This is a genomic window from Rubrivivax soli, from assembly GCF_049810355.1.
GTDB lineage: Bacteria > Pseudomonadota > Gammaproteobacteria > Burkholderiales > Burkholderiaceae_C > Rubrivivax.
In genome coordinates, this window is record NZ_CP187368.1 from 5751558 (window position 1) to 5767272 (window position 15715).

The 15715-nt window shown below is 64.8% G+C and carries 15 protein-coding genes and 1 pseudogene; 3 read left to right on the forward strand and 13 right to left on the reverse strand.

What is annotated here, in order from left to right; all coding sequences use genetic code 11:
* Positions 1-245: 245 nt before the first annotated feature.
* From ACPOLB_RS26465 to ACPOLB_RS26485, 5 genes are all read right to left on the reverse strand, one after another.
* Positions 246-1322: a DUF7146 domain-containing protein gene (locus tag ACPOLB_RS26465; protein ID WP_425259054.1), complete on the reverse strand. Its 1077-nt coding sequence runs from the start codon at positions 1320-1322 to the stop codon at positions 246-248.
* Positions 1309-2943, reverse strand: coding sequence for an ATP-binding protein (locus ACPOLB_RS26470; protein WP_425259055.1), 1635 nt, complete (start codon positions 2941-2943; stop codon positions 1309-1311). The genes ACPOLB_RS26465 and ACPOLB_RS26470 overlap by 14 nt, the downstream gene beginning before the upstream one ends.
* 108 nt (positions 2944-3051) lie before the next feature.
* Complete coding sequence (locus ACPOLB_RS26475; RefSeq protein WP_210856030.1) at positions 3052-3393, reverse strand: hypothetical protein; 342 nt, start codon at positions 3391-3393, stop codon at positions 3052-3054.
* Positions 3394-3404: 11 nt separating this feature from the next.
* Positions 3405-3680 (reverse strand): hypothetical protein, encoded by a 276-nt coding sequence (locus ACPOLB_RS26480; RefSeq protein ID WP_425259056.1) that lies wholly within the window; start codon positions 3678-3680, stop codon positions 3405-3407.
* Positions 3681-3771: 91 nt separating this feature from the next.
* A complete protein-coding gene (locus tag ACPOLB_RS26485) occupies positions 3772-4401 on the reverse strand; it encodes a hypothetical protein (RefSeq protein WP_425259057.1) in 630 nt (209 codons plus the stop codon).
* 691 nt (positions 4402-5092) lie between these two features.
* Here ACPOLB_RS26485 and ACPOLB_RS26490 point away from each other — a divergent pair.
* Positions 5093-5833, forward strand: coding sequence for a DUF1845 domain-containing protein (locus ACPOLB_RS26490; protein WP_425259058.1), 741 nt, complete (start codon positions 5093-5095; stop codon positions 5831-5833).
* 282 nt (positions 5834-6115) lie between these two features.
* On the opposite strand, the gene ACPOLB_RS26495 is transcribed toward ACPOLB_RS26490, so the two are convergent.
* From ACPOLB_RS26495 to ACPOLB_RS26525, 7 genes and pseudogenes are all read right to left on the reverse strand, one after another.
* Positions 6116-7093: a hypothetical protein gene (locus tag ACPOLB_RS26495; protein WP_425259059.1), complete on the reverse strand. Its 978-nt coding sequence runs from the start codon at positions 7091-7093 to the stop codon at positions 6116-6118.
* Between the two features lie 269 nt (positions 7094-7362).
* Positions 7363-8322: pseudogene (locus tag ACPOLB_RS26500) on the reverse strand (IS5 family transposase).
* Between the two features lie 97 nt (positions 8323-8419).
* Entirely contained in the window at positions 8420-9193 is a 774-nt protein-coding gene (locus ACPOLB_RS26505; protein WP_425259060.1) for an alpha/beta hydrolase, read from the reverse strand.
* Between the two features lie 1432 nt (positions 9194-10625).
* On the reverse strand, positions 10626-11540 hold the full coding sequence (gene bla, locus ACPOLB_RS26510; protein ID WP_425259061.1) for a class A beta-lactamase: 915 nt from the start codon (positions 11538-11540) through the stop codon (positions 10626-10628).
* Positions 11541-11716: 176 nt separating this feature from the next.
* Entirely contained in the window at positions 11717-12199 is a 483-nt protein-coding gene (locus ACPOLB_RS26515) for a GNAT family N-acetyltransferase (RefSeq protein ID WP_425259062.1), read from the reverse strand.
* Positions 12200-12350: 151 nt separating this feature from the next.
* Positions 12351-12809, reverse strand: coding sequence for a protein tyrosine phosphatase family protein (locus ACPOLB_RS26520; protein ID WP_425259063.1), 459 nt, complete (start codon positions 12807-12809; stop codon positions 12351-12353).
* Positions 12810-13094: 285 nt separating this feature from the next.
* Positions 13095-13346: a hypothetical protein gene (locus tag ACPOLB_RS26525; protein ID WP_425259065.1), complete on the reverse strand. Its 252-nt coding sequence runs from the start codon at positions 13344-13346 to the stop codon at positions 13095-13097.
* An 841-nt stretch (positions 13347-14187) separates the two neighbouring features.
* On the opposite strand from ACPOLB_RS26525, the gene ACPOLB_RS26530 reads away from it, so the two are divergent.
* A complete protein-coding gene (locus ACPOLB_RS26530; RefSeq protein ID WP_425259067.1) occupies positions 14188-14616 on the forward strand; it encodes a helix-turn-helix transcriptional regulator in 429 nt (142 codons plus the stop codon).
* On the opposite strand, the gene ACPOLB_RS26535 is transcribed toward ACPOLB_RS26530, so the two are convergent.
* On the reverse strand, positions 14579-14860 hold the full coding sequence (locus tag ACPOLB_RS26535) for a helix-turn-helix domain-containing protein (RefSeq protein ID WP_425259068.1): 282 nt from the start codon (positions 14858-14860) through the stop codon (positions 14579-14581). The two genes, ACPOLB_RS26530 and ACPOLB_RS26535, sit on opposite strands and share 38 nt — an antisense overlap.
* Positions 14861-15009: 149 nt before the next feature.
* On the opposite strand from ACPOLB_RS26535, the gene ACPOLB_RS26540 reads away from it, so the two are divergent.
* Entirely contained in the window at positions 15010-15711 is a 702-nt protein-coding gene (locus ACPOLB_RS26540; RefSeq protein WP_425259069.1) for a transposase, read from the forward strand.
* The last annotated feature ends 4 nt before the right edge of the window (positions 15712-15715 follow it).

The following is a 15715-nucleotide window of genomic DNA, read 5'->3' on the forward strand; positions in this document are numbered from 1 at the left end:
TCGCCATCGGTCGCGCGGGATCTCCAGGGCTGCCTTCGTGGCGCCGTGGGGCGTCACCTGGTCTGGCAGCTACCAGTCGGGAAACGACGAGGGGAGCGCGTCGGCCCCATGGCCGACGGCGCCTGACCTTTTCGCCGGCACCGGCAGGTCGTGGCGCAGGGCATGCGCCGACCCGTCCAGTGCCGCTGAAAAAGCGGGTGCGGCCCGCTGTGGCTAGCCGCACCCCAAGCTCCATGACCTCTGCCTCAGCCACCGAGGGCCACCCGGTTGCCCGAGGCCCGGTCGGCCGACGACGATGCGGTCGCTTGCCCCCGGCCCTGGTCGGGGCTGGTGGCACGCTGGCACCACACGTCGGCCCAGTCCGTGCCCGCATGGCGCGGCACGAACACCCGCACCTGGCGCGGGCCGGTGGTCTTCTCCTCCCGCTTCAGCCGCCGCGCGAGCGCGTAGGCGAAGCACTGGCCGGCGAAGTCGCCGCCGGCGTCGTTGTCCGCGTAGATGCAGACCTCGCGCACGGTGTCCGGCACCCAGAGCTTCTCCAGGTTGCCAGCGCTGATGCCGGCCCACACGGGCTTGCCGGTGGCCAGGTGCACTGCCAGGGCGGTCTCGATGCCTTCGCACAGCGCGAGCTGTGCGCCGGCATCGAACAGACGCACGGCGGCGCCGTGGATGCCCGCGGAGAGCACCTTCTTCGCGTCGGTTGCGTCGAGCTTTCGGCCATCGCGCAGGTAGGTCCGGTGCAGCGTCACGGCCTGACCATCCGGCGCCTGGATCAGCGCCAGCATTGCCGGGTAGGCCGCGATCTGCCGCGACTTGCCGTCCGCACCCTTCTCGAAGTAGCCGAGCGACGGGTGGAACCGCAGCACCGGCGGATGCCGATTCAGGGTCAGCCCGCGCCCGCGCAGGTAGCGGTCGACTTCGTCGCCGGCCACCACCGGCCGCGCCTCGTCCCAGATGCGCTGCACCAGCCGGCGCATGCGCTCCCCCGGTGCCGCCGGGGCACCGGCTTCGCAGGCGGCCGCCGCCGGCAGGATGCCCAGGCAAAGTTCAACCTCGCACAGGGCGGCATGGAAGTCCACGCCCCGCACGGCCTGCAGCAGCTTGAAGCCGCCACCCGGGCCGCATTGCCGGCAGTGGTAGTTGCCCTCGCCGAACTTGTCGGTGTACTGGAAGCGGTCGGTCCCGCCGCAGGACGGGCAGGGCCCGTTGCGGTGCCGGAGGATGCGCTCCTCGATGCCGGCCGCAGCCAGCACCTCGCTCCAGCGGCCGTGCGCGCGCTGCTTCACGGCGTCGATGCGGGCCGCGTAGTCAGCGTCCTGCATGGGCTCCTCCGCCTGCGGCTGCGTAGTCGACCAGATCGACGGTGTGCCCGGGCGCGAGACCCACACCCACCGTCAGCTGGAAGGTCTTGCCGTGCAGCAGCGGGTACTTGCCCAGCCGTAGGGACTGCAACAGCGAGTCCAGCGTCTGCACCGGGTCCACCGCCCGCAGCAGGCGCAGCAGATCGGCCAGCGCGTCACGGTCGGCGTCGCGGTCGGCATCCAGGAACTGGTCGTGCTCGTCGGTGAACGAGGACAGCTGTTCCACTGGCGCGCCCGACGTCTCGCCGTCGGGGATGTACAGGTTGCCGTCGTGGCAGACCCCGGCGTCGCTGACCAGCGTCTCGTCGTCGCCGACGCGCAGGCGAACCTTGTCGCAGAGGATGACCGTGGGCCAGACCCAGCGGCCCTCCAGCGCCGTGCGCAGCTTCTCGCCCACTGGTGTCACCCGCTGACCCTCTTCCTCGAGGAAGCGGACGTGGCGCATCACCCAGTGGTCGGCATGCACGCCGATCCAGTCGAACACAAGCCAGCCGCGGGCGCGCGCCATCATCCAGCGCGGCGCGTTGTCGTCGCCCACGTCGTCCAGGGCCACCAGCTGCACGGCCCCCGACTCGATGGCCTCGCGCGAGGGCGCGGTCGGCACCGGCGTTAGATGGCGGCGCTCGCCATGCTCCACCTGCACCGGGTAGCCCGACACCAGGCTGCACAGCTCCGTCGGCAGGGTGCCGAGGTCGTTCAGCAGGTCGAGGTGCCCCCAGCCGCGCATGACGCCGTAGTAGGTGTCGATGAAGTGGCGCGGCGGCAGTTCGGCCTTGGCGATCTCCAGCGTGCGACGCCAGCAGGCCTTCAACTCGGTGTCGATGCGCTGGCGCTGCACGTCCTCGTCGATCAGGCGGTCGCGGTCCGGCAGCCGCGCCATGAACTGGCGCGAGTCCAGGTGCACGACGTTCACGTCCTCGCGTGTGGACCAGGCCGGCCGCAGCACGCAGAAACCCTGCAGGAACACCCAGGTGTCGTGGGTGTACCGGCCGTCGCGCGTGCCCGCGAGGTGCACGGCGCCGATGGCGCTGGCCTGGGTGGCCAGGTGGGCCTCGGCCATGGCGCGCTTGAGCGGCTCGCCGTTGAACCACACCGGCACCGGAAACCCGGCGCACAGTTCCTCGACGCGCTGCGCGAGGTCCGGCAGGTCGACGCCGTGCAGCTCGACCCGGGTACCTGCCACCGCGTCACCACGGGCGCACTCCTCGACCTCGACCAGCGCCTTGGCCAGTGCGGCCGCGGTGTCGATGTCGACGCGGCGTCGGCCCGAGGCCACCACGCAGCGTGAAGCGGCGTACAGGCACTTCGAGAACCCGACGCCGAAGGGGCGCTCCTGCGTGCACGTGTCGGCGTCCCAGCCCGACTCGTGGAAGCTGAGCAGCTTCTGGAAGTCGTCCAGGCCGTGGCCGTCGTCCTGCACGGTGAGGATCTGTGCCTGCGGATCTTGGTCGATCCGGATCAGGCGGGCGCCGGCACGGCGCGCGTTCTGCAGCAGCTCGGACACCAGGGTGAACCGGTTGCTGAAGGCATGGCGCTGGTTGCGCAGCGCGCCTTCTTCGTTGATTCGGACTTGAATCTTCATCGTTGACTCCTTCGTGGGCATCCCGATCGGGGGAAGAACCGGCGGAAGCACCCCTGGCGGGATGCACCCGCCGGGGTGTGTGGGCCGGTCAGCGCGGATCGGTGCCCATCAGGGCGTCGTGCGGACCGGAGGGGTGAACAACTGGCCGGCAGCCTGCGCCTCGACGAGGCTGTGCTCCAGGAACTCCCAGAGCTGCAGGTGCTGGCGACTCAGGACCTCGCCTTGGTGGCCGAGGCGCTCGACCAACGGCCCGGCGGCATGACCACCGGATTCGGTGAGCGGCTGCCAATGGACGCGGTAGACGAGCCGGTCGGCGCCGGCGATGACGAAGGTGCGGCCGGACCGACCGGTCAGCACTTCGCTTTCCTTGACGAGGTACTCGATGTCCTCGGGCGCCTGCACGGACAGCAGGCGCACGCGGCCGGGAACCAGGCGTGCATCGGTGTGCATGGCGGCTCCCCTCAGTGCCGGGTCAGCCGAATGGGCTGGTCCGACGCAGCGTCTGGGACGCAGGGTGCCTCCGGAGGGATGCCCTCGATGGGGCGGGCCACCGGCGGGTGCCCGGTGGGTCCCACTTCCGGGAGGGTGTTGTCGCCTTCGAGCGGCTGGATGCAGTCGGCGCCGACGTGCGGCCGGACTTGCTCGATCAGCAGGGCGCCTTCGTCCTCCATGCGCCCGGTGATGCCGTAGGCGATGACGATCGCCAGCAGGCAGAGGGCTTCCTTGAACGTGAGCATGGTGAGTTCCTTCGAACGGATGGGCGCGTGCCGGCGCGGCCTGACCGGGTCGGTCAGCGCGGCCGAGGCACGGCGCCCGGGGTGGGCGTGATCACGCGAACAGGTCGCCCTGCACGGACATCTGCTTGAGCTGCTCGTTGATCCACTGGGGATTGCGTGTCAGCCGGGCCTCGACCCATTCGGGGTGGGTTGCCACGGCCTCGCGCACCCAGTCGGGGTAGCGGGCCAGCGTCGCGTGCAGCCAGGCCTGAAGCCCATGGCGGATGCGCTCGCGAACCTCCTCGGCGTCGACGAGTCCGCAGTACGGGATCGGCGACAGCGGGCTGCAGCCGACCACGCGCAGGCAGTTCACGAACGAGAACGGCAGGCCGTCCTTCTCGCGTTCGGTGAACACCCAGCGCAGGGTGTCGAGCTTCTCCTCCAGCGGCGTGGCCGGGTCGGCCAGGTGCCGGATCTCCTGCAGCAGGCGCCAGTGCAGCAGGACGATGTCGTCCTCGCTCCACTCCTCCACCCACTCCTCGCGGGTGCTGCCCGGTGCGCCGATGGCGCTGTCTGCGCCGGGATCGTCCTGAAGATCCAGGGCGGTCGGGATGTCGAACAGGGCGTCGACGACGAACGGGGTCGTCGTCGAGCCGAGTCGGGCTCGGTTTGCGTCGACGCTTGCCGTGTGTGGCGAGCCGACATGGGCGCCGGCCTGACGGCAGGCGTTGGTGCTGTGCATCGTGGACTCCTTGGATGGGAAGGGAGACCACGTGCACCCCGTGGCGGGGGCGTGGGCCCCCATGCGGGTGACGGTTGGGTGATGTGGCGCCGGCCGCCTTGCGGTCGGGGCGTGGAACTCCAGGGCTGACCGGGTTCAGTGGCGCGCGCGAGCGCGGTGATCGGTGTCAGCGTCCGATCGGGGGGACATCGGCGGGAACAGGACGAGCCCGGGAGGCAAGGGCGCGGTCGGTGCGGCGCTCGAGCAGATGCGCTCGGCACCTGGTCGCGGCCCTTGCCTCGAAGGCCCGGCCTGAGGCGAATGCCCCGGCGTGCCTGATCGCTTGCGCGGTCCTCGGCACGGCGATGCACAGGGGCACCCGACGGAGCGACACCGCAACGGGTGTCCCCCATCGGTGGGGCGTGCATCACCGCGATTCGATCGTCCCCACGGGTGCCTGTGCGACCTGCACGGGAACCCACGCGGGGGATCAGTTCAGGAAATCTCCAAGGCTTGCCGAGTCTGGATGCAGGGCCAGCTGCTGCATGGCGCAAAGGTAGGTCGCCGTTTCCGCCCGGTCAATGGGCCGATGCCCGTCGCCACGCAACTGATCGCGAAAGCGCCCCGAGGTGCCGGGGCTTTCGCGTGGCAAAGGGCCGGGCACGTTCGGAAGATGCCATCGACCCCGTTGTCAGCACAAGGAGCCGCGGGCATGGCTAATGTCGAGATCGTGAAAGTGGACCAGGGCGGGGCCAACGCCCGCATCCTGGCTCGCGAAGCCAAGGTCGACTTCCGTCGCGTCGAGGCGGCCAGCCTCAAGATCGCCACGCGGTTCAGCAGTGCCGAGGGCAAGCGCATGTTCGTGCGAATGTTCAACACCTTGCAGCTGAACACGCACTTCATCTCGGTCATTGCCCGCACCCGGCTCGACCACGAGGAGATCGGCAAGATCGAGACGGCACTGCGCAGCAGGATCGATACCGCCACGGCCAGCCTGAACGAGGCCATCGATGGTGCAGAAGCGCTGTGCAAGGCCCACGGCATCACCAGTCTGGCGTCCTACGACACGGTGCCGCTGGACCTGGACGTGCACGTGCTGTCATCGATCAGTCGCCGCTTCCTGGAGGTGCTGGTCAAGCTCGACCAACTGATGCCGCTGCTGCAGACGCTGGAGATCCACGAAGTGGTGTCGGCACAGGCGGTGGACACGCAGCGAGCGGGTCTCAAGCGCCAGGTGCGCGACATCGCCAACGGCGCGCGCAGCTTTGCGACCGGGCTGCGTCGACGCATGAACGCGCTTGATGCGCGAACGGGAGAAACTGCTGCTCTCGCGGGTGCGGCTGACACCGACGAAGCGCTCGAGGCTCCAACTGTTGCAGCCACGACAGGTGTGGCAACGCCGAATGCGACTGGAGGTGTGTTGCACGAGGCCATACCACTGGCGCCAGAGTAGCCACCCAGCGCGGGCCCCTGAACGGTGCGATGCAATTGCCATCCGAGGCAAACCGATACTGGAAAGCCGGCAGCACGCTCAGGATCCCCCCTGTTGGTGTTGTCAATGAGGTCCTGCGAGCTATTCCGCTCATGCTTCGCGAGCTCTGCGGCTGGCGTGTATGGATACGCCCTGCAGTACCGATCAAGCGCCACTACCTAGCCCACAGTGTTCTCCGCAGGTTCGGACGCTACTTGTGGATCGCTCCGAGAATTTGCCGACCTTCGCTGGCGGAGCGCTGATTCAGAGTCGTTCGACAAAGATGGGAACTGCATCATCGACACCAACGCTATAGACAGTCCAAGTCTGCAGACCTTCGATCTCGTAGCACGCCCTCAGCTTCTCAAGCGCCGCAGGCATTTCGTCCTTTGTTCGATAGAGCCCGAGGCCGTAGTTGGCGTCGAAAGCGAGTACCGATCCGCCATTCTTCTCGCGGTAGAAGCCAAGGGCGTGGCCAACAGTCTTGCCACCGCTTCCGGGGCACTGGATGCTCAGCAGTGCGCCGCCCCCTCCTTTCAGAGCAGCTCGGACGGAGGCCCAGACCCGCTTTGCCCCGGAACCCTGCACGAACACCTTTGAGTCCGATGTGCCCAGCCCCGGTGCCTGCCAGTCCCACAGACCAGACTCGGTTTCAACGACCGAGGTCCTCCACATCGTCATCTGTTTCAGTGCTTTCCTGTAGACGGCGGCCCGGTCCGGGGCCTTGCCTATTGCGAAGCGGCTGAACTCGTCGGTCAGGGACCATCGCGTCATCAGGTACCCCTGACACTCCGCTGCGAGGCGTTGTTCCGGCTTCGTACGGGCCATACCTTGCATGGCGTTTGCAAGCCAAAAGAGCGTGTAGCCCGCGCAGACACCACAGGAGTTCATGAAGGAATGAGCGTCGTCCTTGAGCTCCTTATCCCTCTTCGCCTTCAGCTGTGCCAGTCTGAGCTCGGCTTCCTTGTATCGCTCGCCCTTCGACTCCATCTCCTGCTTCGTCAGCAGCTTCCTCGTGAGCTTTTCCTTTTCCGCCATGAGTTTCGTCCCGGAGCCCGGTCGCTCTCGATTCAACTCCTGCGCCTTGATGAAGAGATCGCGGTCGCCTGCGACCAGAATCTCCGCGTCCTGCACGACTCGCATCTTCAGTAGCTTTCTCACCATCAGATCGGCGCTCGGCTCTGCCCAGACGGCATTGGAGCAAGTCCACAAGATCTGAGCGTCTATCAGCCAGTTGCTCATCGTTGTCTCCAACTTTCTGACGATGCGACCCATGGCATGCGTCGGGCTTACAGCGTCTGCCGTTGCGGGTCGGCGGTTGAGCGAGGGGTCAGGCCGCATTGCGCCACCCCTGAGGAAGGTCTGCACAACGCAGTGCGAAGTGCCGCTTGACGTGAACGGATGCCGCCGTTGCGCCCTGGGGCTCATCATACGGACGACCGGCGCAGCCTTCGAGGGCTTTCGAGGCGCTCTGCGCGCCCGTACGACCCTTTCAGCCACTGCGGGCGCACTCATCCCGCAATTCCCATCAAGCGCCGCCGCGCCATCCACAGGTTGCCGAGCGCGAACAGCGTGACGAGCTGCGCCGTGTTCTTCGCGAGCCTCCCTCTAGCGCAACTTGGCGTAGCCGAACTGCTGCTTGAGCACGCGGAACGGGTGCGCGACCTTGGCTCTCACGCTGGCCTTGGCTCGCTCGATCTGCTCGGCGATGTACTCCGGTTCGATGAACGGGTTGAGCTTGCGCCGCGGGCCCGAGCCCATGGCCACGTGCCAGACCGGGCCCGCAGTCTCGGGCCGCTTGTGCACGCCTTGGTAGCCAGCGTCACTGAAGGCGGCCTCTTCCTCGCCGTGCAGCAGTGCCCCGGCCAGCGTCACGTCGTTGACGCTGGCAGCCGTGCCGACCACGCTGTGCACCAGGCCGGAGTCAGCGTCCACGCCGATGTGGGCCTTCATGCCGAAGTACCACTGGTTGCCATGCTTGGCCTTCTTCATCTCAGGATCCCGCACACCCTCGGCGTTCTTGGTCGACTGGGTGCAGCGATCAGCGTGGCGTCGACCACCGTGCCCTTCTTCATCATCAGGCCCTTGGCCTGCGGGCTGTCGTTGACCACACGCAGCATGTCGGTGGCCAGGTCGTGCTGTTCCAGCAGGTGGTGGAACTGCAGGATGGTGGTCTCGTCGGGTAGCCGCGTCACACGGTCACCCAGTTTGGCGACCTCGCGGAACACCGGCATGTCTTGAAGCGCTTCCTCCATCGCCGGGTCCGACAGCGCGAACCACTGCTGCAGGTCGTGGATGCGCAGCATGGTCTCGATGCCAATCGGCGGGCGGCCGGCCTCGGTCTTCGGTTCGTACGGCTCCACCACCTGCACCAGCGCCGCCCACGGCACGACGCGTTCCATCTCGTTGAGGGACTCGCGCTTGCGAGTCTTCTTCGTCGACAGGTTCAGGCCAAGTCCGAACTGCTTCATGGCCGTTATCGTCGCCCCGCCGGGAGGATCGCGCCAGCCGGATCAGCCCGGGGCTTTGCAGACCTTCCCCAATACGGTTACTTCCTGTGGCCTGCTCTCAATCGCGCTTCGGGAGCGCCCACATGAGACCTAGAGTAACAAACCGAGGAAATACAGTGGCGTGATCCTCGCCTTCCAGAACTGTCGCCTTGACGTCCAGTCCACGCCATCGTTGCGCTTGCAGCTCAGCCGCATAGCGATTCATCTGTGCAACCATGTTCACGTCATGTGGCCGCGCGCGTGTCGGTTTCTCCAGTCCTCCGACGTAGAAGCGAACCTTGCCATGAAGTTCGTTCTGGGTTTGCGCGTAGCGTTTCAGCGCGTCGAAGGCGTAGCCTCGGTTGAACCACAGTGACGGGCTCCCGAGAATGTAGTGGCTGAAGGCGCCCGGTCGGTCGAGCAATGCCTTCAGACCGAAGAGGCTGCCATACGAATGACCAACGTAGATGCGGCGAGTGGGGTCAGTCCTGTATCTGCCATCTACAAGCGGCAGTACGGCGTCTGCAACGAAGTTCAGGTACGCCGCACTTTGTCCATAGACACCGTCGGCGAGACTGCTGTTCTTGGGTCGATCTGTAGGGGTGTAGTCGCGATTGCGGCTCGTGGCGCCATTTTCACCTTTGGCGTAGCCAAGTCCGACAAGGATGAAGTCTTCCAGGCCCACACCGTGGCGGTCAACTCTCTCCGCAATGGCGCGCATGAGCGGGAAGGCATATGGTGCGTCGGTAACGTAGACAACCGGATATCGCTTGTTTGAAGTTGCGTAGTCGGCGGGTAGGCTCACATAGATTTCGTATATTCGATTCAATCGAGGTGCTGGGGTGGCGATCACCTCGGTGTTCTGAAGGACATACGGTGCTGGGGAAGTTGCGTGCGTGGCAGTGGCCAGCGTGGCAAATACAAGCGCAGCGGTTATGTGTCTTATTACGAAGCTCAACATTCAAGTAGTAACCAAGAGTCAAGGGAGATCGCTGCTCGCGTAGCGTTGAGGCGAGCGCTACATTGGTCGTTGGTATGCGGCCTAACGTTCGAGCCAACCCCGCGAGCGGAGGCAGGTACTGCAGGCTCTGACTGCGACGATGCTACGTCTGGCGCAGGCCGGGCCTATGGTGCCTGCCGTAGCGAGTCGGGGGTCGAGCGAGGGGTTAGGCGTCATCGCGGTGCGTCGTAGTGGCGGAACTCAGTTCGAGTCTTGCTGGGCGCCGGCCACGGTTGCCAAATGACTGGAACGAGCGGATTCGACTTGGCGTGCCAGATGCACCTCGGAGAGCGTCTTCGGAAACCTCAGACGGATCCCAGGGCCCGTCTGCGAGTCGTAGCGAGGGTAGCGACAGAAGTGCAAGCCACGGCAGGGAAGGTACCTTTGCTCCGCCCACATGGACCCGTGCAAGCGATGCCGATTGTGCGATAGGGGACAGATCCACATGCGGCGAGATGTCTACGAGTTGTAGATCTTCCAGTTGCAGAAGACTTGCTATCGCCGAAACGTCTTCTAGTTTTCGAGCGTCTCTGATTCGAAGCTCTCTGACTTGACTATGCTCACATCCGGCGAGAGTCGCGAGCTCCCTGGCTCGGACTATGGAAAGTGTCGTCAATGAACGGCACGCTGTCGGAAGTTCAAGACAGGACAGCTTGGGAGTGAGTAGAGAGAGTCGCTCTATCGATGGCGCGATGCGAAGATCTCGAAGGCTGGCCCCCGGGTAGGCGCGCAGATGAACTTGCTTGAGCGACTCGGATAGCAGCCAGTGTGCCGACTGTTGCTGCCAAATGCAGTCAAGCGACTCAACAAGCGAAGGAAGTTCCTCACTGGACTCTGATGCGATTCTGCCCGCCACATAGAGATGCCTGAGATTGGGGAACGCGCCTAAGCCTCTTACGTCAAGGACTTGCCCGTCCTTTGCGCGGCCAGCCAATCGAAGACTAGTAACGCTCTCAGCGTGGCCCTTGAAAACGGCAAGATCCGGCCACAGCCCCGATAGTTCAATCGACGACGGCTTGTGTATCTGCAGATCGCGCGCGAGTGCTTCAGACCAGCCGTCGATCGCGATGGGAAGCGGTGAACTGAGGTTGTGTCTGGGAGAGGTCATGCGGGGTGGAAGTGCAGCCCAACTTGCAAGCGGAGCCATCCGCGTAGGCAGGCAGCGTAAGCCAGGGCTGCGATGATGCACCGTGTGTCGCGGCCCGGGCTTGCGCTGCATACCGGAGCGGGGCGGCTCGAGCGAGGGGTTAGACAGCAGCGATAACGCAGCCTTGCGATGGGCCTGCTAACTTGTCGCCCACATAGCCGCAATTCTGCCAACTTCGGCAACGACGGCTTCATGCCGGGCCTCGACTTGTGCCGTGTACTCGCCACTGTCGAAGTACGCGGCAATCACGACAGGCCCTCGCTTTGGCGGAAACGTGATTGCCACGTCGTTGCACTTGTTCGTCGTGCCCTCGGCCCGACCCGTCCCCGTCTTGTTTCCAGAGCGCCAATCGGTGGGCAGCCCTGCGCGCAACCGGCGAGCGCCGGTGCTGGTGTTCTCCATCCAGCGCAGTAGCCGTTGCCTGGAGTCGGGCTGCAGAATCGTGCCCGTCGCTATCCTTCGGACAAGCTGTGCCATCGCCACTGGCGTGGTTGTGTCGCGAAGATCGCCCGAGAGCACCAATCCCAGGTCGGGTTCGTAGCGGTCGAGCCGAGTGACGGTGTCGCCCATCTCGCGAAATTTGGCAGTCACTGCGGCCGGCCCGCCCATGCGTCTGACCAAGAGATTTGCGGCAAGGCCGTCGCTCAGTTCCTGTGCAGCTTGCGCGAGGACGGCGATGCTCAAGCCGCCTTTGTCGACGTACTTGCCGGTCACAGGCGCCCAATCAAGAAGGTCAGACTTCGAGTACGGCAAGACTTCGTTCAGATCCAATCGACCACGGTCTGCTTCACGCAGGACTGCTGCGACCATGGGCAGCTTGAAGGTGGAGCAGAAGGCGAAGTGTTCGTCGAGTCGATGCCCAATGACTTCGTCCGTCACAGTATCGAGAAGGCAAACGCCGAGCCGTGCTTGACTGCCTTCCAGCTTGCGAAGCGCTGTCGTCGGGTCGAAGCGCCGGCTCTTCGTTGACGCAAATGCGGTAGCGGCAAGAGACGTAAGCGCCGCGCCGGAAGCTGCGAGCAGGACACGTCTGGTGATTGTGGGTTGGTTCATCGTCCGAGTGCAGTTGGCTGAGGCGATCTTGGAGCGCCTGAAGTGGTTCTGGTGCTGCCCAACGTTAGAGCTAAGCGGGAGACAAGGGCGTGGCGCTTGGCCCGCGGGACGCTTGACGAGGCACAGTGAACCGCGGGCCAAGTGCCACGCCGTTGACACTCCGCTTGAGCGAGGGGTTAGGCCGAACTCGCGGCGACCATGAGGTGGTACGTACCCCGAAGGCCCACTTCCTTGAAGTCGCAGGCTTGGTACATGAAGCGCGCCGGGTTGTCCGGATGGACCGTCAGCGACACCTGGCGGTAACCCTGTTGCCATGCGGCGACCAACGCTGTCTTCATCATGGGTTTCCCGAAACCACGATTCTGAAACGTCGGCTCCAGCGCAATGCCAAGTTGCGGAGTTTCATCGTCGACATAGGCGAGACCTTGACGTTCCGGAACGAGCCGCATCCAGCAAGCGCCCGCGTCCTCGCCGTCAACAACGGCCACGACTCCCAGGTCTGAGGACGTGCCCCAACCCTCAGCGTAGATACGCACACCTGGGTTCTGAAGCACTTCACTCGGACGAGGCGGGGCAGGCGGGGGATCCCAGAGCGCGATGTGCAGCCAGCGCCACAAGCTTTGTTGGTCCGATACGAGAAGCGGGCGGAAGTGCAGCAATCGGGCTCCTGTGCGGCCTAACGTTCGAGGTAAGCGGGAGACGGCGGCTAGCCGCCAAGCCCGCGCAATGCAGGATAAACCACAGCGGCGCGCGGGCTTGGTGGCTTGCCATTGGCTCTCCGCTTGACTGAGGGGTTGGGCAGCACTTTGCTCAGTAAGGCTCAAAGCTGACCTTGTGACTGCTCAGTAGGGCGAGCAGTAGTCTGCGCCAGACACCGCCTGGCGACCAAACCTTGGCGACAGCCTCATAGGCGACGGCAGGATCCTCATTGCCATGAAGTACGCGGTGCAGGAAGACCATGCTCGACGCACGCATGTTGACTTCGCAATGAACGAGCACCTTCTTCGACTGCAAGCGCGTCAGTGCTGCCGATACCGCAAGGAAGTGACTCTCGTCAGGTGACCCAAATGGAACGGGGATGTGAATGAACTCAATGCCTTGCTTGGCCAAGAGTTCAGGCTCGTCCTTGACAGCGTTGGGGACGGTACTTGGCGCAAGGTAGATGACGGCGTGGAATCCATCCTTTGCGAGGCCAGCCAGCGCTTGTGGGGACGGCTGCCCGGAAGTCACCAGCAGCGGAGAAATGGAGACCACATTGGGTGCAGCCAAGCCTTGCCCGATAGAACTCGTGCATAAGCCCAGGCCGAGGGCAAGAAGGGTGCTTCTTCGTGATGCGACCACTGGGTGTGCTCTGTGCTGCCTAACGTTCGAGGTAAGCGGGAGACGACGGTGTGTCGGTTGGCCCGCGGGCCGGATGATCCACCAAGCCGCCTCGCGGGCCAAGTGGCACGCCGTTGGCTCTCCGCTTGACCGAGGGGTTAGGCCGCATTGCGGTACGGGGCCAAGAGCGGACTTCAATCACTTACGTACTATCTCGGCGAGGTGCCACGGAAACTACTGACCTGTCTTTGTCGCCTCAGTCTGGCGCTTGTACTCGTCGTACGACGTATTCGCACTCGACATGCATCGGTTTCTTTCTTGGGCATCCATGATCTTGCTGCACTCCTGCAACTGCCAGGCTTGTCCTGCGCCGTAGACCTGCTGCGAGGAACAGCCATAGAGGTGGTGGACAGCCATGACAGCCAGCAAAGAGATCCAAGCCGCACGGTATCTGGCTTTGCGGCTGTGCTCTTCAGGAAGGTTCATAGAGCTACCTTGACGTGTGCGATGCAAGAGGATCAGCGCGAGGTGCGGCAGAGAACTTTAGACCCAGAGCCGATCTGAAGCGGGACATTGAATGTGGCCTAACGTTCGAGGTAAGCGGGAGCCGGCGGCGTGGCGCTTGGCCCGAGAAGCGGATGATGGACCACGCCGCCTCGGAGGCCAAGCGCTATGCCGTTGGCTCCCGCTTGACCGAGGGGTTACGCGCTGCCACCCGTGTTCGCCGCGCCTTGCCGCCAGCATGCTGGCGGCAAGGCGCCAAACCCCGCATCAACAGCTGCAATGCAAACCCCTGGGCTCTAGATTGAAGTTCTGCGAAACCGGCGGCAGCGCGCCCTTCCTCAGAGCGGCTTGACGCAATCGACGCCATCCTCCCGCGCAAGCGCCGAGAAGTGTCAGCACTTGCTTGAGCAGTCGTTGATGCGATGTTGACGACGGCGAGGCCACTTGGCAGTCTGCTCGTTAGTAGGTGCGCTCCTCCCGCGCGCTTCGCTGACGGCATGCGAGATCCCAGAAGCCGCGGCGCTGTACTGCTGCTGGCCGATCGCGTTTCCTGCCTCTCTTCCACCAGCCTCTGGTGCGTCGCAGTCGATACCTGCCTTGTCCAACGTCTGGCACGCTGGCCTTGTCGTGCAGCGCTGCCTGCGACGACATCGTGCCGGGCCGAAAGCAGCTGCCGTCGATAGCGATTTCCAGCACACGTCGCAGCTGCAGCACGCGGCGGAGTCTCCCTCTCAGGCGTGAAGAACAAGTCACCGGGTCGTGCATCTCTGAGGTGGGTACGCCAGAGGCCATCCTCATCCACCGCGCGAACGGAACGCCCGCGGTGGTCCAGGAGTCGAGCGTTCCCGGGCGGCTGGCGCGTTTCCTGACCGAGCGCCGTCGTCTCAGAGCAGGTCATGACCTTTTCCGGCTGCATGCCGATGAGAGGCCGATCATGCCCCGCGTTTCTGTCCCTGCCGCCCCGTCGGCGGATTCCTCGGCCGCAGTCCCCAGTGCTGCGCTGCCGGACACCGGCTTCCTGCGCCAGCCGCAGGTGCTGATCTTCGTCCCCATCTCCAAGTCCACCCTGTGGCGGCGTGTGCATGCACGCACGTTTCCAGAGCCCGTGAAGCTGTCCGAGCGCGTGACCGTCTGGCGCGCCGAGGACATCCGCCGCTGGATCGCGCAGCAGGGGCAGCCGACCAAAGACCAGATGCGCGCAAGTAAAGCGGTCGCTACAACCGAGCGGCTGCCATCAGTTCGGCAAGTTTGATGTCGAGGGCTCCCGCAATCTGTGCTGCGAGTACAAGGCCAACGTTCTGGCCGCCTCGTTCGATGCTGCTCATGTACGAGCGGTCAATCCCTGCCTCGTGGGCGAGCGCTTCCTGTGAGAGACCGAGAGCCAGCCGCCTCTGTCGAACGGCAGCACCGAACGCTACGAGCTCTGGTGCTTGGGCATATCGGGGGGAAGGACGAGGCACTCGTGCATCGTCGAATCTTGACGGTGATAGCACCACGGACGATCATCCACATGCACTGCCCCGGATGACTGGACGATCAAGTGAAACGCAGCAATGGACGATTGGACGCAGACGCCTACAACTGTTTGCCGCTATGCCGAAGGTACCTCTCGGTGCATGCCGGCTGCGTCCCCAAGGTCGTCCCGATGAACAACGTCTCGGGCGAGGGTGGTGAGGTGCACTGGGTTGTCGGCAATCTCAGCCGAGATGAATCCGAAGTCCTTGGTGTTTGGGCAAGGACTGCGTCAGCGAGGCCTGACTGGAGGCCAGCGCTCGTTGAACTTCAGAATCGCGGTGTCGAGCGAATCCGATTTGCACTCCACAGTGACCTCGCAGGCTTCCGAGAGGACCTGCGAGCCCGATTTCCGGGGGCGACGGCACTTCCTTCCTTTGCCCAGCTGCTCGACCGAAGCGTTGCGCAGGTGGCGGCACGTCATCGGTTACCGGTCGCTGAGCGCCTGCGCGCGATCATCGTGACCGAATCAGGCGTAGAGGCCAGGGCGGCGCTGGCCGCTTTCGAGACCAGCCGCTGGGGCGCCCGCTATCCGGTGCTGGTGGCGGACTGGCGTCTGGCCCTCGAACAAGGCTGGGCGCTGTGGTCGCTGGCGCCAGCCCTTCGGCGGGAGGTCCTTGCGGGCGACGGCAAGGCAGCGGCGTTGAACCGGAGCTTGCGCAAGGCGGTTGATCGGCACGGTGCGTTCGACGATGCCGGCGCGGCCGCAAGGCTCGTCCAGGCGGTGTTGCCGCGCGAGCTGCGCCGGCTTGAGCAGGTTGGTGTCGCTGCCGGAGCCGAACATAACTACCATCGTGAGTGTTTCGGTTCTAGGATTGCCGCCGTCGGCTCCTGAACTG

What these genes read in the sequence shown, in the direction of transcription:
- ACPOLB_RS26495 (WP_425259059.1), bottom strand. Translation starts at nt 7,093, where the DNA reads ATGAGCAACTGGCTGATAGACGCTCAGATCTTGTGGACTTGCTCCAAT.
- ACPOLB_RS26470 (WP_425259055.1), bottom strand. Translation starts at nt 2,943, where the DNA reads ATGAAGATTCAAGTCCGAATCAACGAAGAAGGCGCGCTGCGCAACCAG.
- bla (WP_425259061.1), bottom strand. Translation starts at nt 11,540, where the DNA reads ATGAACCAACCCACAATCACCAGACGTGTCCTGCTCGCAGCTTCCGGC.
- ACPOLB_RS26525 (WP_425259065.1), bottom strand. Translation starts at nt 13,346, where the DNA reads ATGAACCTTCCTGAAGAGCACAGCCGCAAAGCCAGATACCGTGCGGCT.
- ACPOLB_RS26480 (WP_425259056.1), bottom strand. Translation starts at nt 3,680, where the DNA reads ATGCTCACGTTCAAGGAAGCCCTCTGCCTGCTGGCGATCGTCATCGCC.
- ACPOLB_RS26475 (WP_210856030.1), bottom strand. Translation starts at nt 3,393, where the DNA reads ATGCACACCGATGCACGCCTGGTTCCCGGCCGCGTGCGCCTGCTGTCC.
- ACPOLB_RS26490 (WP_425259058.1), top strand. Translation starts at nt 5,093, where the DNA reads ATGGCTAATGTCGAGATCGTGAAAGTGGACCAGGGCGGGGCCAACGCC.
- ACPOLB_RS26485 (WP_425259057.1), bottom strand. Translation starts at nt 4,401, where the DNA reads ATGCACAGCACCAACGCCTGCCGTCAGGCCGGCGCCCATGTCGGCTCG.
- ACPOLB_RS26465 (WP_425259054.1), bottom strand. Translation starts at nt 1,322, where the DNA reads ATGCAGGACGCTGACTACGCGGCCCGCATCGACGCCGTGAAGCAGCGC.
- ACPOLB_RS26540 (WP_425259069.1), top strand. Translation starts at nt 15,010, where the DNA reads ATGAACAACGTCTCGGGCGAGGGTGGTGAGGTGCACTGGGTTGTCGGC.